General features: G+C 62.2%; 12 protein-coding genes. 4 read left to right on the top strand and 8 right to left on the bottom strand.

From position 1 onward, the window contains the following. The coding region (locus OKB81_RS14420; RefSeq protein ID WP_270663978.1) for a LacI family DNA-binding transcriptional regulator at positions 1 to 502 on the bottom strand (502 nt) is incomplete at its 3' end. 253 nt (positions 503 to 755) lie between these two features. Between OKB81_RS14420 and ascF the strand changes: the two genes are divergently transcribed. Both ascF and OKB81_RS14430 read left to right on the top strand, forming a co-directional pair. Further along, entirely contained in the window at positions 756 to 2,210 is a 1,455-nt protein-coding gene (ascF, locus tag OKB81_RS14425; RefSeq protein ID WP_052815252.1) for a PTS cellobiose/arbutin/salicin transporter subunit IIBC, read from the top strand. 31 nt (positions 2,211 to 2,241) lie between these two features. Then, positions 2,242 to 3,672: a 6-phospho-beta-glucosidase gene (locus OKB81_RS14430; protein ID WP_270666499.1), complete on the top strand. Its 1,431-nt coding sequence runs from the start codon at positions 2,242 to 2,244 to the stop codon at positions 3,670 to 3,672. 90 nt (positions 3,673 to 3,762) lie between these two features. Here OKB81_RS14430 and purF read toward each other — a convergent pair whose 3' ends face one another. From purF to lrp, 7 genes are all read right to left on the bottom strand, one after another. Next, positions 3,763 to 5,283: an amidophosphoribosyltransferase gene (gene purF / locus OKB81_RS14435; protein WP_069785463.1), complete on the bottom strand. Its 1,521-nt coding sequence runs from the start codon at positions 5,281 to 5,283 to the stop codon at positions 3,763 to 3,765. Between the two features lie 18 nt (positions 5,284 to 5,301). Then, entirely contained in the window at positions 5,302 to 5,793 is a 492-nt protein-coding gene (locus OKB81_RS14440; protein ID WP_010674522.1) for a CvpA family protein, read from the bottom strand. Positions 5,794 to 5,968: 175 nt separating this feature from the next. Further along, complete coding sequence (gene serS, locus OKB81_RS14445; protein WP_010674521.1) at positions 5,969 to 7,264, bottom strand: serine--tRNA ligase; 1,296 nt, start codon at positions 7,262 to 7,264, stop codon at positions 5,969 to 5,971. Between the two features lie 280 nt (positions 7,265 to 7,544). Further along, positions 7,545 to 8,882, bottom strand: a complete 1,338-nt coding sequence (locus tag OKB81_RS14450; protein ID WP_160838771.1) for a replication-associated recombination protein A — start codon at positions 8,880 to 8,882, stop codon at positions 7,545 to 7,547. A gap of 67 nt (positions 8,883 to 8,949) precedes the next feature. Further along, positions 8,950 to 9,558, bottom strand: coding sequence for an outer membrane lipoprotein chaperone LolA (lolA, locus tag OKB81_RS14455; RefSeq protein ID WP_039039163.1), 609 nt, complete (start codon positions 9,556 to 9,558; stop codon positions 8,950 to 8,952). 77 nt (positions 9,559 to 9,635) lie between these two features. After that, positions 9,636 to 12,140: a DNA translocase FtsK gene (locus OKB81_RS14460; RefSeq protein ID WP_160838773.1), complete on the bottom strand. Its 2,505-nt coding sequence runs from the start codon at positions 12,138 to 12,140 to the stop codon at positions 9,636 to 9,638. Positions 12,141 to 12,329: 189 nt separating this feature from the next. Then, entirely contained in the window at positions 12,330 to 12,821 is a 492-nt protein-coding gene (gene lrp / locus OKB81_RS14465) for a leucine-responsive transcriptional regulator Lrp (RefSeq protein WP_005300047.1), read from the bottom strand. A gap of 150 nt (positions 12,822 to 12,971) precedes the next feature. Here lrp and ald point away from each other — a divergent pair, with 150 nt between their 5' ends. Beyond that, a complete protein-coding gene (ald, locus tag OKB81_RS14470) occupies positions 12,972 to 14,087 on the top strand; it encodes an alanine dehydrogenase (protein ID WP_160838775.1) in 1,116 nt (371 codons plus the stop codon). A 183-nt stretch (positions 14,088 to 14,270) separates the two neighbouring features. Further along, on the top strand, positions 14,271 to 15,221 hold the full coding sequence (gene trxB / locus OKB81_RS14475) for a thioredoxin-disulfide reductase (RefSeq protein ID WP_010674516.1): 951 nt from the start codon (positions 14,271 to 14,273) through the stop codon (positions 15,219 to 15,221). Positions 15,222 to 15,333: the final 112 nt, after the last annotated feature.

The raw sequence follows: 15,333 nt of genomic DNA on the forward strand, positions 1-15,333 counted from the left end.
CCAGCGGGGCTGACGCCCCGGCGAAATTCCCCTCCCACCTACGTCGGAGGGAGTCCCCTTTCGCATTTAAGATGGGCTGCTCATGCTGCTCGATGATCTCGTCCATCTCCTCCACCCCAAGAAAGCGCGGATAGATGATGACGCCATCGCAACGGGAATCGAGCAGATACTGGATGGCCTGGCGCTCCTCGTCGGCGCTGTGCTTGCCGTCCGCCAGTATGAGCTGGCGCCCGCGATCCTCGGTCATCCGCGCCACCTGGGAGAGCAGCTCGCCGAAGTAGACGCCGTGGTAGAGGGTGTTGGTGACCACCAGTCCCAGGGTCCGGGTGTGCCTGGTCGCCAGCTGCCTCGCCACCAGGTTGGGGCGATAGCCGCACTCCTCGATGGCCTGCTGCACCCGGTCCCGGGTCTCCTGGCTGGTGTAACCATTGCCCGACAACACCCGGGAGACCGTCGCCTTCGACACCCCTGCCCGCCTTGCCACCTCCAGCATCGTCGTCATTGTGTTCTCCCTTGCTCGTAACGGGGCGCAGTGTACTGCACCGCCCCCGGCTTGTCGTCGCACGAATGGCGTGCAGGCCCGGGTTCAGTGATGCCATTCACGGATCCGGACGCTCGCTGCACAAGATGCTTGTCTCCCGCGCTCAGGCCGCGCACTCCATGTGGAACCGGTTCCACACTCAGTTTCATGCGCGTTCCCGCCCTTCGCGGCGGCGGGGGCGAGCAGGCCCACTTGGTTAAAAGGATCTACCTCGATGTCAAAAAACTATGCGGCTCTGGCCGGTACCGTCATCACCGCACTCGGCGGCGCCGACAACGTCGTCGCCGTGACCCACTGCATGACGCGGCTGCGCTTTGTGCTCGGCGATCCCGCCCGGGTCAATGGCCCTGCCCTCAAGGCCATCACGGGCGTGCTCGGGGTGGTGCAGGCGGACAACCAGTGTCAGGTGATCATCGGCAACACCGTCTCCCACGCCTATCGCGAAGTGCTGGCCCTGCTGCCCCAGGGCGGTGGGCAGACTCCGCTTCCGGAGGCTTCCGCTGGCTGGAGCCTGCGCCGCATGGGCGCCGCCATCCTCGACGCCCTGATCGGCACCATGTCCCCCCTCATCCCGGCCATCATCGGCGGCTCCATGCTCAAGCTGCTGGCCATGGTGCTGGAGATGACCGGCGTACTGGAGAAAGGCTCCTCGACCCTCACCATCCTCACGGTAGCCGGGGATGGGGCCTTCTTCTTCCTGCCCCTGATGGTGGCCGCCTCCGCCGCCGTCAAGTTCAAGACCAACATGTCCCTGGCCATCGCCATCGCCGGGGTGCTGGTGCACCCCAGCTTCATCGAGCTGATGGCCAGAGCCGCCGAAAGGGAGCAGGTGACCTTCGCCCTAGTCCCGGTGACCGCGGTCAAATACACCTACACCGTCATTCCGGCGCTGGTGATGACCTGGTGCCTCTCCTACATCGAGGGCTGGGTCGACCGCATCACCCCGGCGGTCACCAAGAACTTCCTCAAACCCATGCTGATCGTGCTGATCGCGGCCCCCCTCGCCATCCTCTTCATCGGCCCCGTCGGCATCTGGATTGGCACCGCCATCTCCGGCCTGGTCTACACGGTCCACGACTACCTGGGCTGGCTGTCGGTGGCCATCATGGGGGCGCTCTGGCCCCTGCTGGTGATGACCGGCATGCACCGCGTCTTCACCCCGACCATCATCCAGACCATCGCCGAGACCGGCAAGGAAGGCATGGTCATGCCCTCCGAAATCGGCGCCAATCTCTCTCTTGGCGGCTCGTCCCTGGCGGTGGCCTGGCGCACCCGAAACCCGGAACTGCGCCAGACGGCGCTCGCGGCGGCCGCCTCCGCCATCATGACGGGGATCTCCGAACCCGCGCTCTACGGTGTGGCCCTGCGCCTCAAGCGTCCGCTCATCGCGAGCCTCATCAGCGGCTTTGTCTGCGGTGCCGTCGCCGGCATGGCGGGGCTCGCCAGCCACTCCATGGCCGCCCCCGGGCTCTTTACCAGCGTGCAGTTCTTCGATCCGGCCAACCCCATGACCATCGCCTGGGTGTTCGGCGTGATGGCCCTCTCGGTGGTGCTCTCCTTCGTGCTGACCCTGGTTATGGGGTTCGAGGACATCCCGGTCGAGAGCCCGGCCCCCCGCGCCGAGCCCGTGCAACCCGTCGCCACCAGCCAGGCGCAGGCCGGGCTGTGACACCCCATTCAGACATGACAAGAGGTAACCAATGTCGTTAACAAGATTTCCCGAGGGCTTTCTCTGGGGCGGAGCCCTGGCCGCCAATCAGGCGGAGGGCGGCTATCTCGAGGGGGGCAAGGGGCTGACCACGGTGGACATGATCCCCCACGGCCCGCGCCGCATGGCGGTCAAACTAGGCCAGAAGAAGCGCATCACCCTGCAAGATGACGAGTTCTACCCAAGCCACGGGGCCATCGACTTCTATCACCGCTATCGGGAGGACATCGCCCTGATGGCCGAGATGGGCTTCACCGTGTTTCGCACCTCCATCGCCTGGGCCCGTCTCTACCCCAGGGGGGACGAGCGCGAGCCCAATGCCGAGGGCATCGCCTTCTACCGTGCGGTGTTCGAGGAGTGCAGAAAGTACAACATCGAGCCCCTGGTGACCCTGTGCCACTTCGATGTGCCCATGCACCTGGTGACCCAGTACGGCTCCTGGCGCAACCGCCAGATGGTGGAGTTTTTCACCCGCTACGCCCGCACCTGCTTCGAGCAGTTCGACGGCCTGGTGAAGTACTGGCTCACCTTCAACGAGATCAACATCCTGCTGCACAGCCCCTTCTCCGGGGCGGGGCTGGTGTTCGAGCAAGGGGAGCACCAGGATCAGGTGAAGTATCAGGTCGCCCACCACGAGCTGGTGGCCAGCGCCCTGGCGACCCGGATCGCCCACGAAGTGAACCCGGCCAACCAGGTGGGCTGCATGCTGGCGGGGGGCAACTTCTACCCCTACTCCTGCAAGCCCGCCGACGTCTGGACCGCCCTCCAGAAAGATCGGGAGAACCTCCTCTTCATCGACGTGCAGGCCAGGGGCGCCTATCCGGCCTATGCGCAGAGGGTGTTTCGTGACAAGGGGATCACTCTGGTGAAGGAGCCGGAAGATGACGAGATCCTCAGGCACACCGTGGATTTCGTCTCCTTCAGCTACTACGCCTCCCGCTGCGCCGCCGCCGACATGAATGCGGGCAACACCAGCGAGGCCAACGTGGTCAAGTCCCTGCGCAATCCCCACATCGAGGTGAGCGAGTGGGGCTGGGGCATCGATCCCCTGGGCCTTCGCATCACCCTCAACACCTTGCACGATCGCTACCAGAAGCCGCTCTTCCTGGTGGAAAACGGCCTGGGTGCAGTGGACGAAGTGAACGAGCAAGGGGAGATAGAGGACGACTACCGCATCGACTACCTGCGCGCCCACATCGAGGCCATGGGGGACGCCATCGAGGACGGCGTGCCCCTGATGGGGTACACCAGCTGGGGCTGCATCGATCTCGTCTCCGCCTCCACCGGCGAGATGAGCAAGCGCTATGGCTTCGTCCACGTGGACCGGGACGACGCCGGCCATGGCACCCTGGCCCGCCGGCGCAAGAAGTCGTTCTGGTGGTACAAGAAGGTGATCGCGAGCAACGGGGAGGATCTGGCCTGAGGCCCCCCTCAGTTTCGCCGCAAGGCGCATCCATGCAACAGGGGGGCCGAGGCCCCCCTGTTGTTCATCACGCTGGCAATCTGAAAACGTTTAACTGCCTTCGTTGAAGATCTCGAGGTTGCTGGTCCCTTCCTGCCACTCGCGCACGGCCTTGTTGTCGTCGCTGCGCAGGGCATTGAGGTGGTCCAGATAACCCTGATCCACGTCGGAGGTCACATAGTGGCCGTTGAAGACCGAGGTCTCGAAGTGGCGCAGCTCGGGGTTGATCTCCCGCACCGCCTCTTCCAGATCTTCCAGATCCTGGAAGATGAGGCCGTCGGCACCGATAAGCTTGCACACCTCTTCCACTTCACGGCCATGGGCAATGAGCTCGTTGGCGGTGGGCATGTCGATGCCGTAGACGTTGGGGAAGCGAATTTCCGGCGCGGCCGAGGCGAAGTAGACCTTGTCGGCCCCCGCTTCACGGGCCATCTGGATGATCTGCTCGGAGGTGGTGCCCCGCACGATGGAGTCGTCCACCAGCAACACCTTCTTGCCCTTGAATTCGGAGCTGATGGCGTTGAGCTTGCGGCGCACCGACTTCTTGCGCTGGGTCTGGCCCGGCATGATGAAGGTACGGCCGATGTAGCGGTTCTTCACGAAGCCCTGACGGTACGGCAGGCCCAGGGTGTGGGCGATTTCCAGCGCCACGTCGCAGGAGGTCTCGGGGATGGGGATGACCACGTCCACGTCGAGATCATCCCACTCCCGTGCGATCTTCTGGCCCAGCTTGCGACCCATGTTGAGGCGGGCGGCATAGACGGAGACCTTGTCGATGAAGGAGTCGGGGCGGGCGAAGTAGACGTATTCGAAGATGCAGGGATTCATCTGCGGGTTCTCCGCACACTGCTCGGAGAAGAGCTGGCCCTGCTCGGTGATGTAGATGGCCTCGCCCGGGGCGACGTCACGCACCGTCTCGAAGCCGATGGCGTCGAGTGCCACGCTCTCGGAGGCGAGCATGTACTCCACCTGCCCCTGCTCGTCGACCCGGCGACCCAGGATCAGCGGGCGAATGCCGTTCGGGTCACGGAACCCGATGAGGCCGTGGCCGATCACCAGAGAGACCACGGCATAGGCGCCGCGGATCTGCTGGTGCACCTTGCGCACCGCCGAGAAGATATCTTCCGGGCGCAGCGCCATCTTGTCGCACAAGTCCAGCTCGTGGGCCAGCACGTTCAACAGCACTTCGGAGTCCGAGGTGGTGTTGATGTGGCGGCGGGCCACCTTGAACTGCTGCTCCTTGAGCTCCTTGGCGTTGGTGAGGTTGCCGTTGTGGGCCAGCACCATGCCGTAGGGGGAGTTCACGTAAAACGGCTGCGCCTCTGCCGCACTGGAGCTGCCTGCGGTGGGATAACGGACGTGTCCGATGCCGATATTCCCTTTCAGGCGCTGCATGTGGCGCACTTCAAACACATCCTTCACCAGACCGTTGGCCTTGCGTTGCCGGAAGTTTCCACTGTCAATGGTCACGATCCCGGCGGCATCCTGTCCCCTGTGCTGCAACACCGTCAAGGCGTCGTAGAGGGCCTGATTGACGGGGGTGGTGCCAACTATACCGACAATACCGCACATGTCTTTGCTACCTCGAAGTCACTGTACCTGTTGAAGAAAACTGGACGAGTTCATCATGAACCCGAAAAACCACTGGATCACCGGCTTGAACTCCGGCACCAGCCTGGACGCCACCCACCAGTCGCTCTGGGAGAGGCTGGTGAAGGTATCCATGAAAAACAACAGGGCGCTGACGATCAGCACCCCGCGAATGGCGCCAAAACAGACCCCGAGCACCCTGTCGGTGCCGGAAAGCCCGGTCTTTTCCACCAGCAGGCCCACCACGTAGTTCACCACGCTCCCCAGGATCAGGGTCGCCACGAACAGGGCGGCGATGGCCAGACCGTTGCGAACCATGGCATCGGAAAAAGAGGTGAAATAGACGGCGAGATCGGGATAGAAATGGCTGGCAATGAAAAAGGCGACGAACCAGGTGACCAGAGACATGGCCTCCTTGAGAAAGCCGCGCACCAGGCTGATGAGGGCGGAGAAACCGACGATGCCGATGATGGCGTAATCAATCCAGACCATAGAAAAAGATGTCCTGCGAAATTGCGGCGCAGTCTAACAAAAACGATTGCGCAATGCTTGATAAAATTGTGTTACAGGCCCGAAGGAAGCTATCCCTTCCCCTTGCGGCGGGTTTCCCGGGCCCAGAATGCACAACGCCATGGCATGCCATGGCGTTGTCGTCTGCAACGAGCGCTTACCCGATGTGGGTCAGGCCGCCCATGTAGGATTGCAGCGCAGCCGGGATGGCGATGCGGCCATCTGCCTGCTGGTAGTTCTCGAGCACGGCCACCAGGGTACGACCCACCGCCAGACCGGAACCATTCAGGGTGTGAATGAGCTGCGGCTTGCCGTCGATGCGCACGCGAGCCTGCATGCGGCGCGCCTGGAAGTCGGTGCAGTTGGAAACGGAGGAGATCTCGCGATAGGTGTTCTGGGCCGGCAGCCACACTTCCAGATCGTAGGTCTTGGCGGCGCAGAAGCCCATGTCACCGGTGGAAAGCGCCATCACGCGATACGGCAGCTCCAGCAGTTGCAGCACCTTCTCGGCGTGACCCACCATCTCTTCCAGGGCATCCCAGGATTTTTCCGGGTGCACCAGTTGCACCATCTCGACCTTGTCGAACTGGTGCATACGGATGAGGCCACGGGTATCACGACCGTAGGAGCCCGCTTCGGAGCGGAAGCAGGGGCTGTGGGCGGTCATCTTGATGGGCAGCTCCTGCTCGTCGAAGATCTCGTCACGGGCCATGTTGGTGAGCGGCACTTCGGAGGTCGGGATGAGGGAGAACTTGCGCACCTTGCCTTCGTCTTCCCCTTCCCCTTCGATGCCGGTATTGAAGAGATCCTGGGAGAACTTGGGCAGCTGGCCGGTGCCGTACAGGCTGTCCGGGTTGACCAGATAGGGCACGTAGCACTCGGTGTAGCCGTGCTGCAGGGTGTGCAGGTCCAGCATGAACTGGGCCAGGGCGCGGTGCAGACGGGCAATCTGGCCCTTCATGACCACGAAACGGGCGCCGGAGAGCTTGACGCCGTTCTTGAAGTCGACCCCCTTGGCCGCCTCACCCAGATCGATGTGATCGCGTACCGGGAAATCGAACTCACGCGGGGTACCCCAGCGGCGGACCTCCACGTTGTCGTTCTCGTCACGGCCCACCGGGGCGGTCTCGCTCGGCAGGTTGGGGATGGCGTCGGCGATCCCCTTGAGCTGGGCCAGCAGGGCCTCCAGCTCGACCTTGCTGGTCTCGAGCTCGTCGTTGATCTTGGTCACCTCGGCCTTGAGGGGGGCAACATCTTCACCACGACGGGCAGCCTCACCGATGGACTTGGAGCGGGCGTTGCGCTCGGCCTGCAGCTCCTGGGTGCGGGACTGCAGATCCTTGCGTTTCTCTTCCAGAACATTGACCGCCGCTACGTCCAGAACGTAGCCACGTGTCGCCAGACGAGCGGCAGCTTCGGTGATGTCGCTGCGCAGATATTTGGGATCCAGCATGGTTTACCTACTTTTTTTAATGGGATCTGGGCCCGGGTCATCGTGACCGGGTTGGGAAACAGATCCGGAAGTTAACATCGGTTGGCGCACCCCTTTGCCTTCGGAATCGGGCCTTCGAAATCAAGAAGATGGTGCAAGGCCAAGACAACCGGGGTCAGACGGGCAGTGTAGCAGACCGCCCCCCCGCCCGAACAGGGACTATTACGCCCGTTTTTGCCGGGCCCCCCTCCCCTGATGCCTTTGCCGTGCGCTTTCCGGGCAAGGGGCTTGAAGGTCTTTCCTATCGCTTGCGCGGGCTCTGCTTGTCCAGCTCGTGCAGATAGTCGAGCTTCTGGGCTATCTGCTTCTCAAGCCCCCGCTCGGTGGGTTGATAGTACTGCTTGCCGGCAAGCTCCGGGGGGAAGTACTGCTCGCCGGCGGCATAGGCCCCCGGCTCGTCGTGGGCGTAGCGATATTCGGCGCCGTAGCCCAGCTCGCTCATCAGCTTGGTCGGTGCATTGCGAAGGTGCGGTGGCACCTCGAAGTCCGGCAGGTTCTTGGCGTCGTGAAGCGCCGCCTTCCAGGCGATGTAGACCGCATTGCTCTTGGGGGCGCAGGCGAGGTAGACGATGGCCTGGGCGATGGCCCGCTCCCCTTCCGCCGGGCCGATGCGATGGAAGCAGTCCCAGGCCGAGAGCGCCACCTGCATGGCACGGGGATCGGCGTTGCCCACGTCTTCCGAGGCAATCGCCAGCAAGCGGCGGGCGATGTAGAGGGGATCGCAGCCGGCGCTCACCATGCGGGCATACCAGTAGAGGGCCGCATCCGGTGCCGAGCCGCGAATGGACTTGTGCACCGCCGAGATGAGGTCGTAAAAGTGATCGCCGCCCTTGTCGAAACGGGCCACGTGCTCCCCCACCACGGCGGCGAGCAGGGTACTGTCGATCACTCGCGCCCCTGAGCTGTCGGCCTCGGCCATGTCGGCCAGGAGCTCCAGATAGTTCAGAGACTTGCGCCCGTCTCCATCCACGGCTTTCGCCAGCGCCTCCTTGGCCCCGGGGGCAAAGCGCAGGCTAGGGTCATTGAGCCCGCGCGGGTCCTGCATCGCCTGATCGATCATAGCGAGGATATCCTGCTCCTCCAGCCTCTTGAGCAGATAGACCCGGGCCCGGGAGAGCAGCGCGTTGTTGAGCTCGAACGAGGGGTTCTCGGTGGTGGCGCCGATGAAGGTGATGGTGCCGTCTTCGATGTGGGGCAGGAAGACATCCTGCTGGCTCTTGTTGAAACGGTGGACTTCATCCACGAACAGGATGGTGCGCACCCCGCGCCAGCCGTTCTCCTTCGCCTTGTCGAGGGCCGCGCGGATCTCCTTGATGCCGGAGGTGACCGCCGAGAGCCGCTCCACCTCCGCCTGGCAGTAGTGGGCAACCAGTTCTGCCAGCGTGGTCTTGCCGGTGCCGGGGGGGCCCCAGAGGATCATGGAGTGGCAGTGCCCCGCCAGGATCGCTTTTCGCAGGGGCTTGTCCGGCCCCAGGATATGCTGCTGGCCGATGTACTGCTCGAGGGTTTGCGGCCGCATCCGGGCCGCAAGCGGACGAAAGTCCGAGGAGAAATCCAGGGATAAATTGCTCATCTGCATTGACCTTGCATCTGATCGGTCATAAACAACACCCGGTCAGACGATAACGCCGGTAACGGCTGGCTCATCAGCGCTGGTCGTCCAACTCGACCCCCTTCGGGATCTTGAAGACAAATTCGTTGCCCTTGAGCACCGGCTTGCGGTTGAAGCTGCTCAGGGTGAACTCGCTCCACTGGCCCTGGGCCTCTTTCACGTCGAAGCGACTGATGTTGTTCTGACGGTCGAAGGTGATGCGAAAGGAGGCGATCAGCTCGTCCTTGTTGCGGCTGGTGACGGTATAGACATCCCCTTCCTGGGTCACGTCATAGTTCTTCCAGAGGCTGTTGTCGTTGCCCGCGATGAGCACGAAGGGGGTGTTGAGCACCGCATCCTTCATCTTGAGGGCGGTGACCTGCTCGACGAAGGGATCGTACACCCACACATCCTTGCCATCGGCCACGATCAGGCTCTCGTCCGGGGAGGTAGTGTGCCAGTTGAAGCGGTTGGGTCGCTGCACCAGCAGGGAGCCGCTCGCCTTTTGCAGCTCCTTGCCCTTGCTGTCATAAACGGTCTGGGCAAACGTCGCGGAGAAGACATTGACGGAGGAGAGCTTCTCCTTGAGATCGCTGGCCGCATCGGCCCATACCTGGCTGCTGGCGACCAGCAGAATGGAACCCATCAACAGTTGTTTTTTCATCAGGCTCTTCATAGGGAGGTTCTCGATAAATGGCCACGCCCGCAGAGGGCATGGCCAGAATGATACAGGAGCTAGGCTTAGTCACGAACCGGCGGCGGTGCCAGCACGTCGCGCTGGCCGTTGCCACCCGGGGCGCTGACGATGCCCTGGTTTTCCATCTGCTCGATGAGACGGGCCGCACGGTTGTAACCAATCTTGAACTTGCGCTGGACGCTGGAGGTGGAGCCACGGCGGGATTCCACCACGAAGGCCACCGCCTCGTCGAACAGGGGATCGAGCTCTTCATCGCCGCCCCCGCCGAAGTCGCCGCCGCCGCCCTCGCCGTCCGACTCGCCGGAGAGGATCTCGTCGATGTAATCCGGCTCGCCACGCAGTTTCCAGTCCGCCACCACCTTGTGTACCTCGTGGTCATCGACAAAGGCACCGTGGACACGGGTGGGGTTGGAGGTGCCGGCAGGCATGTAGAGCATGTCACCCATACCGAGCAGGGATTCGGCGCCCCCCTGGTCCAGGATGGTGCGCGAATCGATCTTGCTCGACACCTGGAAGGAGATCCGGGTCGGGATGTTGGCCTTGATGAGGCCGGTAATGACATCCACCGACGGACGCTGGGTGGCGAGGATGAGGTGAATGCCGGCCGCCCGGGCCTTCTGGGCGATACGGGCGATAAGCTCTTCCACCTTCTTGCCGACGATCATCATCATGTCGGCGAACTCGTCCACCACCACCACGATGTGGGGCAGTTTTTCCAGCTCCGGCGGCATCTGATCCATGGAGTCGCCCGGACGCCACAGGGGGTCGCCCAGGGGATCTCCCGCCTCGATGGCCGCCAGCACCTTGTCGTTGTACCCCTTGAGGTTGCGCACCCCGACCGCAGACATCAGCTTGTAGCGACGCTCCATCTCGCCTACGCACCAGCGCAGGGCGTTGGCGGCATCCTTCATATCGGTGACCACCTCGGTCAGCAGATGCGGAATGCCTTCGTAGACCGAGAGCTCCAGCATCTTGGGGTCGATCATGATGAAGCGCAGATCCTCGGGGGAGGATTTGTAGAGCATGGAGATGATCATGGTGTTCACCCCCACCGACTTGCCCGAGCCCGTGGTACCGGCCACCAGCAGGTGAGGCATCTTGGCGAGGTTCACCACCACGGGTTCCCCCGCGATGTCCTGACCCAGCCCCATGGTGAGCGGATTGCGGCTGGCCGCGAACGCCTCGCAGTCGAGAGTTTCCCGCAGGTAGACGGTCTGGCGTACCCGGTTGGGCAGCTCGATCCCGACGAACGTCTTGCCCGGGATCACTTCCACCACCCGCACGCTGCTGGCAGAGAGAGAACGGGCGAGATCCCGGGAAAGATTGGTGATCTTGCTCGCCTTCATGCCCGGCGCCAGGTCCAGCTCGAAGCGGGTAATGACGGGACCGGGATAGACGCCCACCACCTTGGCCTGCACGTTGTAATCGGCGAGCTTCGCCTCCACCAGCCGGCCCATGCGCTCCAGCTCGTCCTTGCTCATCATCTGGGTCTTGGCGGGCGGCCTGTCCAGCAGATCGATGCTCGGCAAAGGGGCCAGACCGGGCTGGGGACGGCGCTTGGCTTTCACCGGCGCAGCGGCAACGGGAGCATCGGGTTCGTCATCCCCCTCCGCCCAGGGCAAGTCGAGGTCATCTTCTTCCTGGCGCACGGCAGGACGCGGACGGCCATTGGCCACGCGCTTGCCCTTGGCGGCAGGCGCCGGAGCCTCGTCCTCTTCGTCGTCAAACTGCGGATCGAACTGGAAGGTGTCTTCGTCAAGCTCCGGCAGCCATTCGTCAGCTTTTGTCTTTTTAGCGCGATTCTTCGCCTTGGGGTTGCGTGTCCAGCTGCCGTGGGGGTCTTCGTCATCCTCTTCCTGATCGAAGCTGCCCACACCCCCTTCCAGCAGGGGATCCGGCCCCTCATAGCGGGGCTGGCGCCAGCCACCGGTGAGCCAGCGGCCCAGGGTGGTGGGGAAATGGTAGATGGCGCTGACAGAGCCGGTGCAGGCGGCACCGATGCGCTCGACAATGGTGAGCCAGGACCAGCCGGTTAAGAGGGTGATGCCGGTCGCCACGAAGCAGAGCAGCATCAGGTTAGCCCCCACGCCGCCAAACAGCGGCACCACGGCGGAGGCGATCACATCCCCCACCAGGCCGCCGGCGGAAAAGTTCTGCAAGTCGTTGAAGTTCATGCTTGCGATGGCGGACATGCCAAGCACCGTCAGCACGAAGCCGATGATCCGTACCGACAGGGTGAGGTAGTCCACTTCCAGCAGCTTGCTCGGGCGCCAGAACAGGCTCCAGCCAAGCAGCACCACCAGGGGGGGCACCAGATAGGAGAAGGCCCCGAAGGTAAACATGGTGATGTCGGCGAGCCAGGCACCGGCGCTGCCCGCGAGGTTTTTCACCTCCCCTTGCCAGGAGGTTTGCGACCAGCCGGGATCGGCGGGATGGTAGGTCAACAGGGCAAGCAAAAGATAGGCAGCCATCAGGGTGATGGCGATCAAGACGGCCTCGAAGATCCGTTGTGTACCTGATAAAGGAGTAAACAGCTTTTTATCGGCCAAACTCCGGCTCCTTTGTGAAAACATGAATGCGGGGATAGGGGGCCTAGTATCCCTGAAAAGCCCACCGATTGTCAGCCAGTGCCTGAGGGCGGGCCTGAAACTCTCTATAAGAAGAAACGAGCGGACCGGCCGCTCGTTTCTGACTATCGTGACTCGTCATGGAACTTGCAAGTCACAGGACAACCCCGCTTATCGGGTGCTGATCACCAGACGACTGCTCTGTTTGACCTCTTCCATCACCACGTAGGTGCGGGTGTCGTTGACGCCCGGCAGACGCAGCAGGGTTTCACCCAGCAGGCGGCGGTAAGCGGACATGTCGCTGACGCGGGTCTTGAGCAGATAGTCGAAATCACCGGACACCAGATGGCACTCCTGGATCTCTTCGAGCACCTGAACAGCCTTGTTGAACTGCTCGAACACATCGGGGGCGCCACGATTGAGGGTAATTTCCACGAACACCAGCAGAGACGCGTCCAGATAATGAGGGTTCAGAATGGCGGCATATCCTTCGATATACCCTTGTCGCTCCAGGCGACGAACCCGTTCCAGACACGGTGTGGGACTCAGGCCAACTCGTTTGGACAACTCAACGTTCGAAATCCTGCCATCCTTTTGCAGTTCATTCAGAATGTTGCGGTCAATCCTGTCCAAATCCTTTAGCCGACTCTTAGCTTCCATCATTTAATTCCATCCTTTGGCTATTTTTTGGTAAGAATCACCAGTCATTTTATAATAATGGCCACAAATCCTGTCAATACCTGAATATACTAGGCGCAAATGTCGCTTAACATCTAGGCAACATAAACCACCAATCGATAGACGAGGGATAGCATGATTATCGGTGTACCTAAGGAAATAAAAAACCATGAATATCGCGTAGGCATGGTTCCGGCCAGTGTACGTGAACTGACAGCACGAAACCATACTGTTTTCGTCCAAAGCGGCGCAGGAAATGGCATTGGGTTCAGTGACGCAGATTATCTGGCTGCCGGAGCCGAGATCCTGGCATCCGCTGCCGAAGTTTTCGCCAAGGCGGAGATGGTCGTTAAGGTCAAGGAACCCCAGGCAGTGGAACGGGCCATGCTGCGTCCCGGCCAGACCCTCTTTACCTATCTGCATCTGGCGCCGGACCTGGCCCAGACCCAGGATCTCATCGACAGTGGTGCCGTCTGCATCGCCTATGAAACCGTCACGGACGGTCGTGGCGGTCTGCCCCTGCTGGCCCCCATGTCGGAAGTGGCCGGACGCATGTCTATTCAGGCCGGTGCCCAGGCACTGGAGAAATCCCGTGGCGGCAGCGGCGTGCTGCTCGGCGGTGTGCCCGGTGTGGAACCGGCCAAGGTGGTGATCATCGGTGGTGGTGTGGTGGGCTCCAACGCAGCCCGCATGGCCGTCGGCCTGCGTGCCGACGTCACCATCCTCGACAACAACGTCGATACCCTGCGCCGTCTCGACAGCGAGTTCCAAGGGGCTGCCAAGGTGGTCTACTCCAACCGCGAGACCCTGGAGCGCCATCTGCTGGCGGCGGACCTGGTCATCGGCGGCGTGCTGGTGCCTGGCGCCACTGCGCCAAAACTTGTCAGCCGTGACCACATTGCTCGCATGAAACCCGGTGCAGCCATCGTGGACGTGGCCATCGACCAGGGCGGCTGTGTCGAGACCTCCCATGCCACCACCCATGAAGATCCCACCTTCATCGTCGACGAGGTGGTGCACTACTGCGTGGCCAACATGCCGGGTGCCGTGGCGCGGACCTCTACCGTGGCCCTGAACAACGCCACCCTCCCCTTCATCATCAAGCTGGCCGAACAGGGCTATCGCAACGCACTGCTCGCCGATCCCCACCTGTTGCACGGCCTGAACGTGATGGCGGGCAAAATCACCTGCAAGGAGGTTGCCGTGGCCCACAACCTGGCTTACACGGATCCCCTGACCCTGCTGAACTGATCGCGTCCCTGCAAAGGGAGGTAGATGAGTGAAAATCCGCCCGCGATGGGCGGTTTTTTTATGCCTGCCATCCCCGGCTCACCCCTCTTGTTGGCGATTGCCCCAATCGATGCGCTGGCCTTTGACCCCGGATCACGAATTACCTACAATCGCGCAAACTCATCACGTCTCGGAAATCACATCATGAGCCAAGTCACTCACAGCAAACTGCTGATCCTGGGATCCGGTCCGGCAGGTTACACTGCGGCCGTCTATGCCGCTCGCGCCAACCTCAATCCCCTGCTTATCACCGGTATGCAGCAAGGTGGTCAGCTGACCACCACCACCGAAGTGGAAAACTGGCCAGGGGACGCGGAAGGGCTGACCGGCCCGGCCCTGATGGAGCGCATGAAAGAGCATGCAGAGAAGTTCGATACCCGCATCCTCTTTGATCACATCAATGAAGTGACGCTGACCGAGCGTCCCTTCCGCCTCAAGGGCGACAACGGGGAATACACCTGCGATGCGCTGATCCTCGCCACCGGCGCCTCCGCCAAATACCTGGGTCTGCCCTCCGAAGAGGCCTTCAAGGGCCGCGGCGTCTCCGCCTGCGCCACCTGTGACGGCTTCTTCTACCGCAACCAGGAAGTGGCCGTGGTCGGCGGTGGCAACACCGCCGTGGAAGAGGCACTCTATCTGGCCAACATCGCCAAGAAGGTGCACCTCATTCATCGCCGCGACGAGTTCCGCGCCGAGAAGATCCTGATCAAGCGCCTCAACGACAAGGTCGAGAGCGGCAATATCGTCCTGCACACCCACCAGACCCTGGACGAAGTACTGGGTGACGACATGGGCGTCACCGGCGTGCGCCTGCGCAGTACCCGGGATGACACCACCTCCGAGCTGCCGCTGATGGGGGTCTTCATCGCCATCGGTCACCAGCCCAACACCCAGATCTTCGAAGGGCAGCTGGCCATGGAAAACGGCTATCTGAAAGTGCGTGGCGGACTGGAAGGGTTCGCAACCCAGACCAGCATCCCGGGCGTGTTCGCCGCCGGCGACGTGGCCGATCACGTCTACCGCCAGGCGATCACCTCCGCAGGAACCGGCTGCATGGCCGCCCTCGATGCAGAGCGATATCTGGACGCACAATAATCGGAAGGATATAAAGGGCATGCCAGTTGGCATGCCCTTTTTTATGGTTCATCGCGGCTTTCCGGGGAAGGCCGCCTTGATTTTCAGAAAAAAGTATTCTGAGTCCCTAAAT

Source organism: Aeromonas sp. QDB56 (assembly GCF_027705505.1).
Lineage (GTDB): Bacteria > Pseudomonadota > Gammaproteobacteria > Enterobacterales > Aeromonadaceae > Aeromonas > Aeromonas caviae.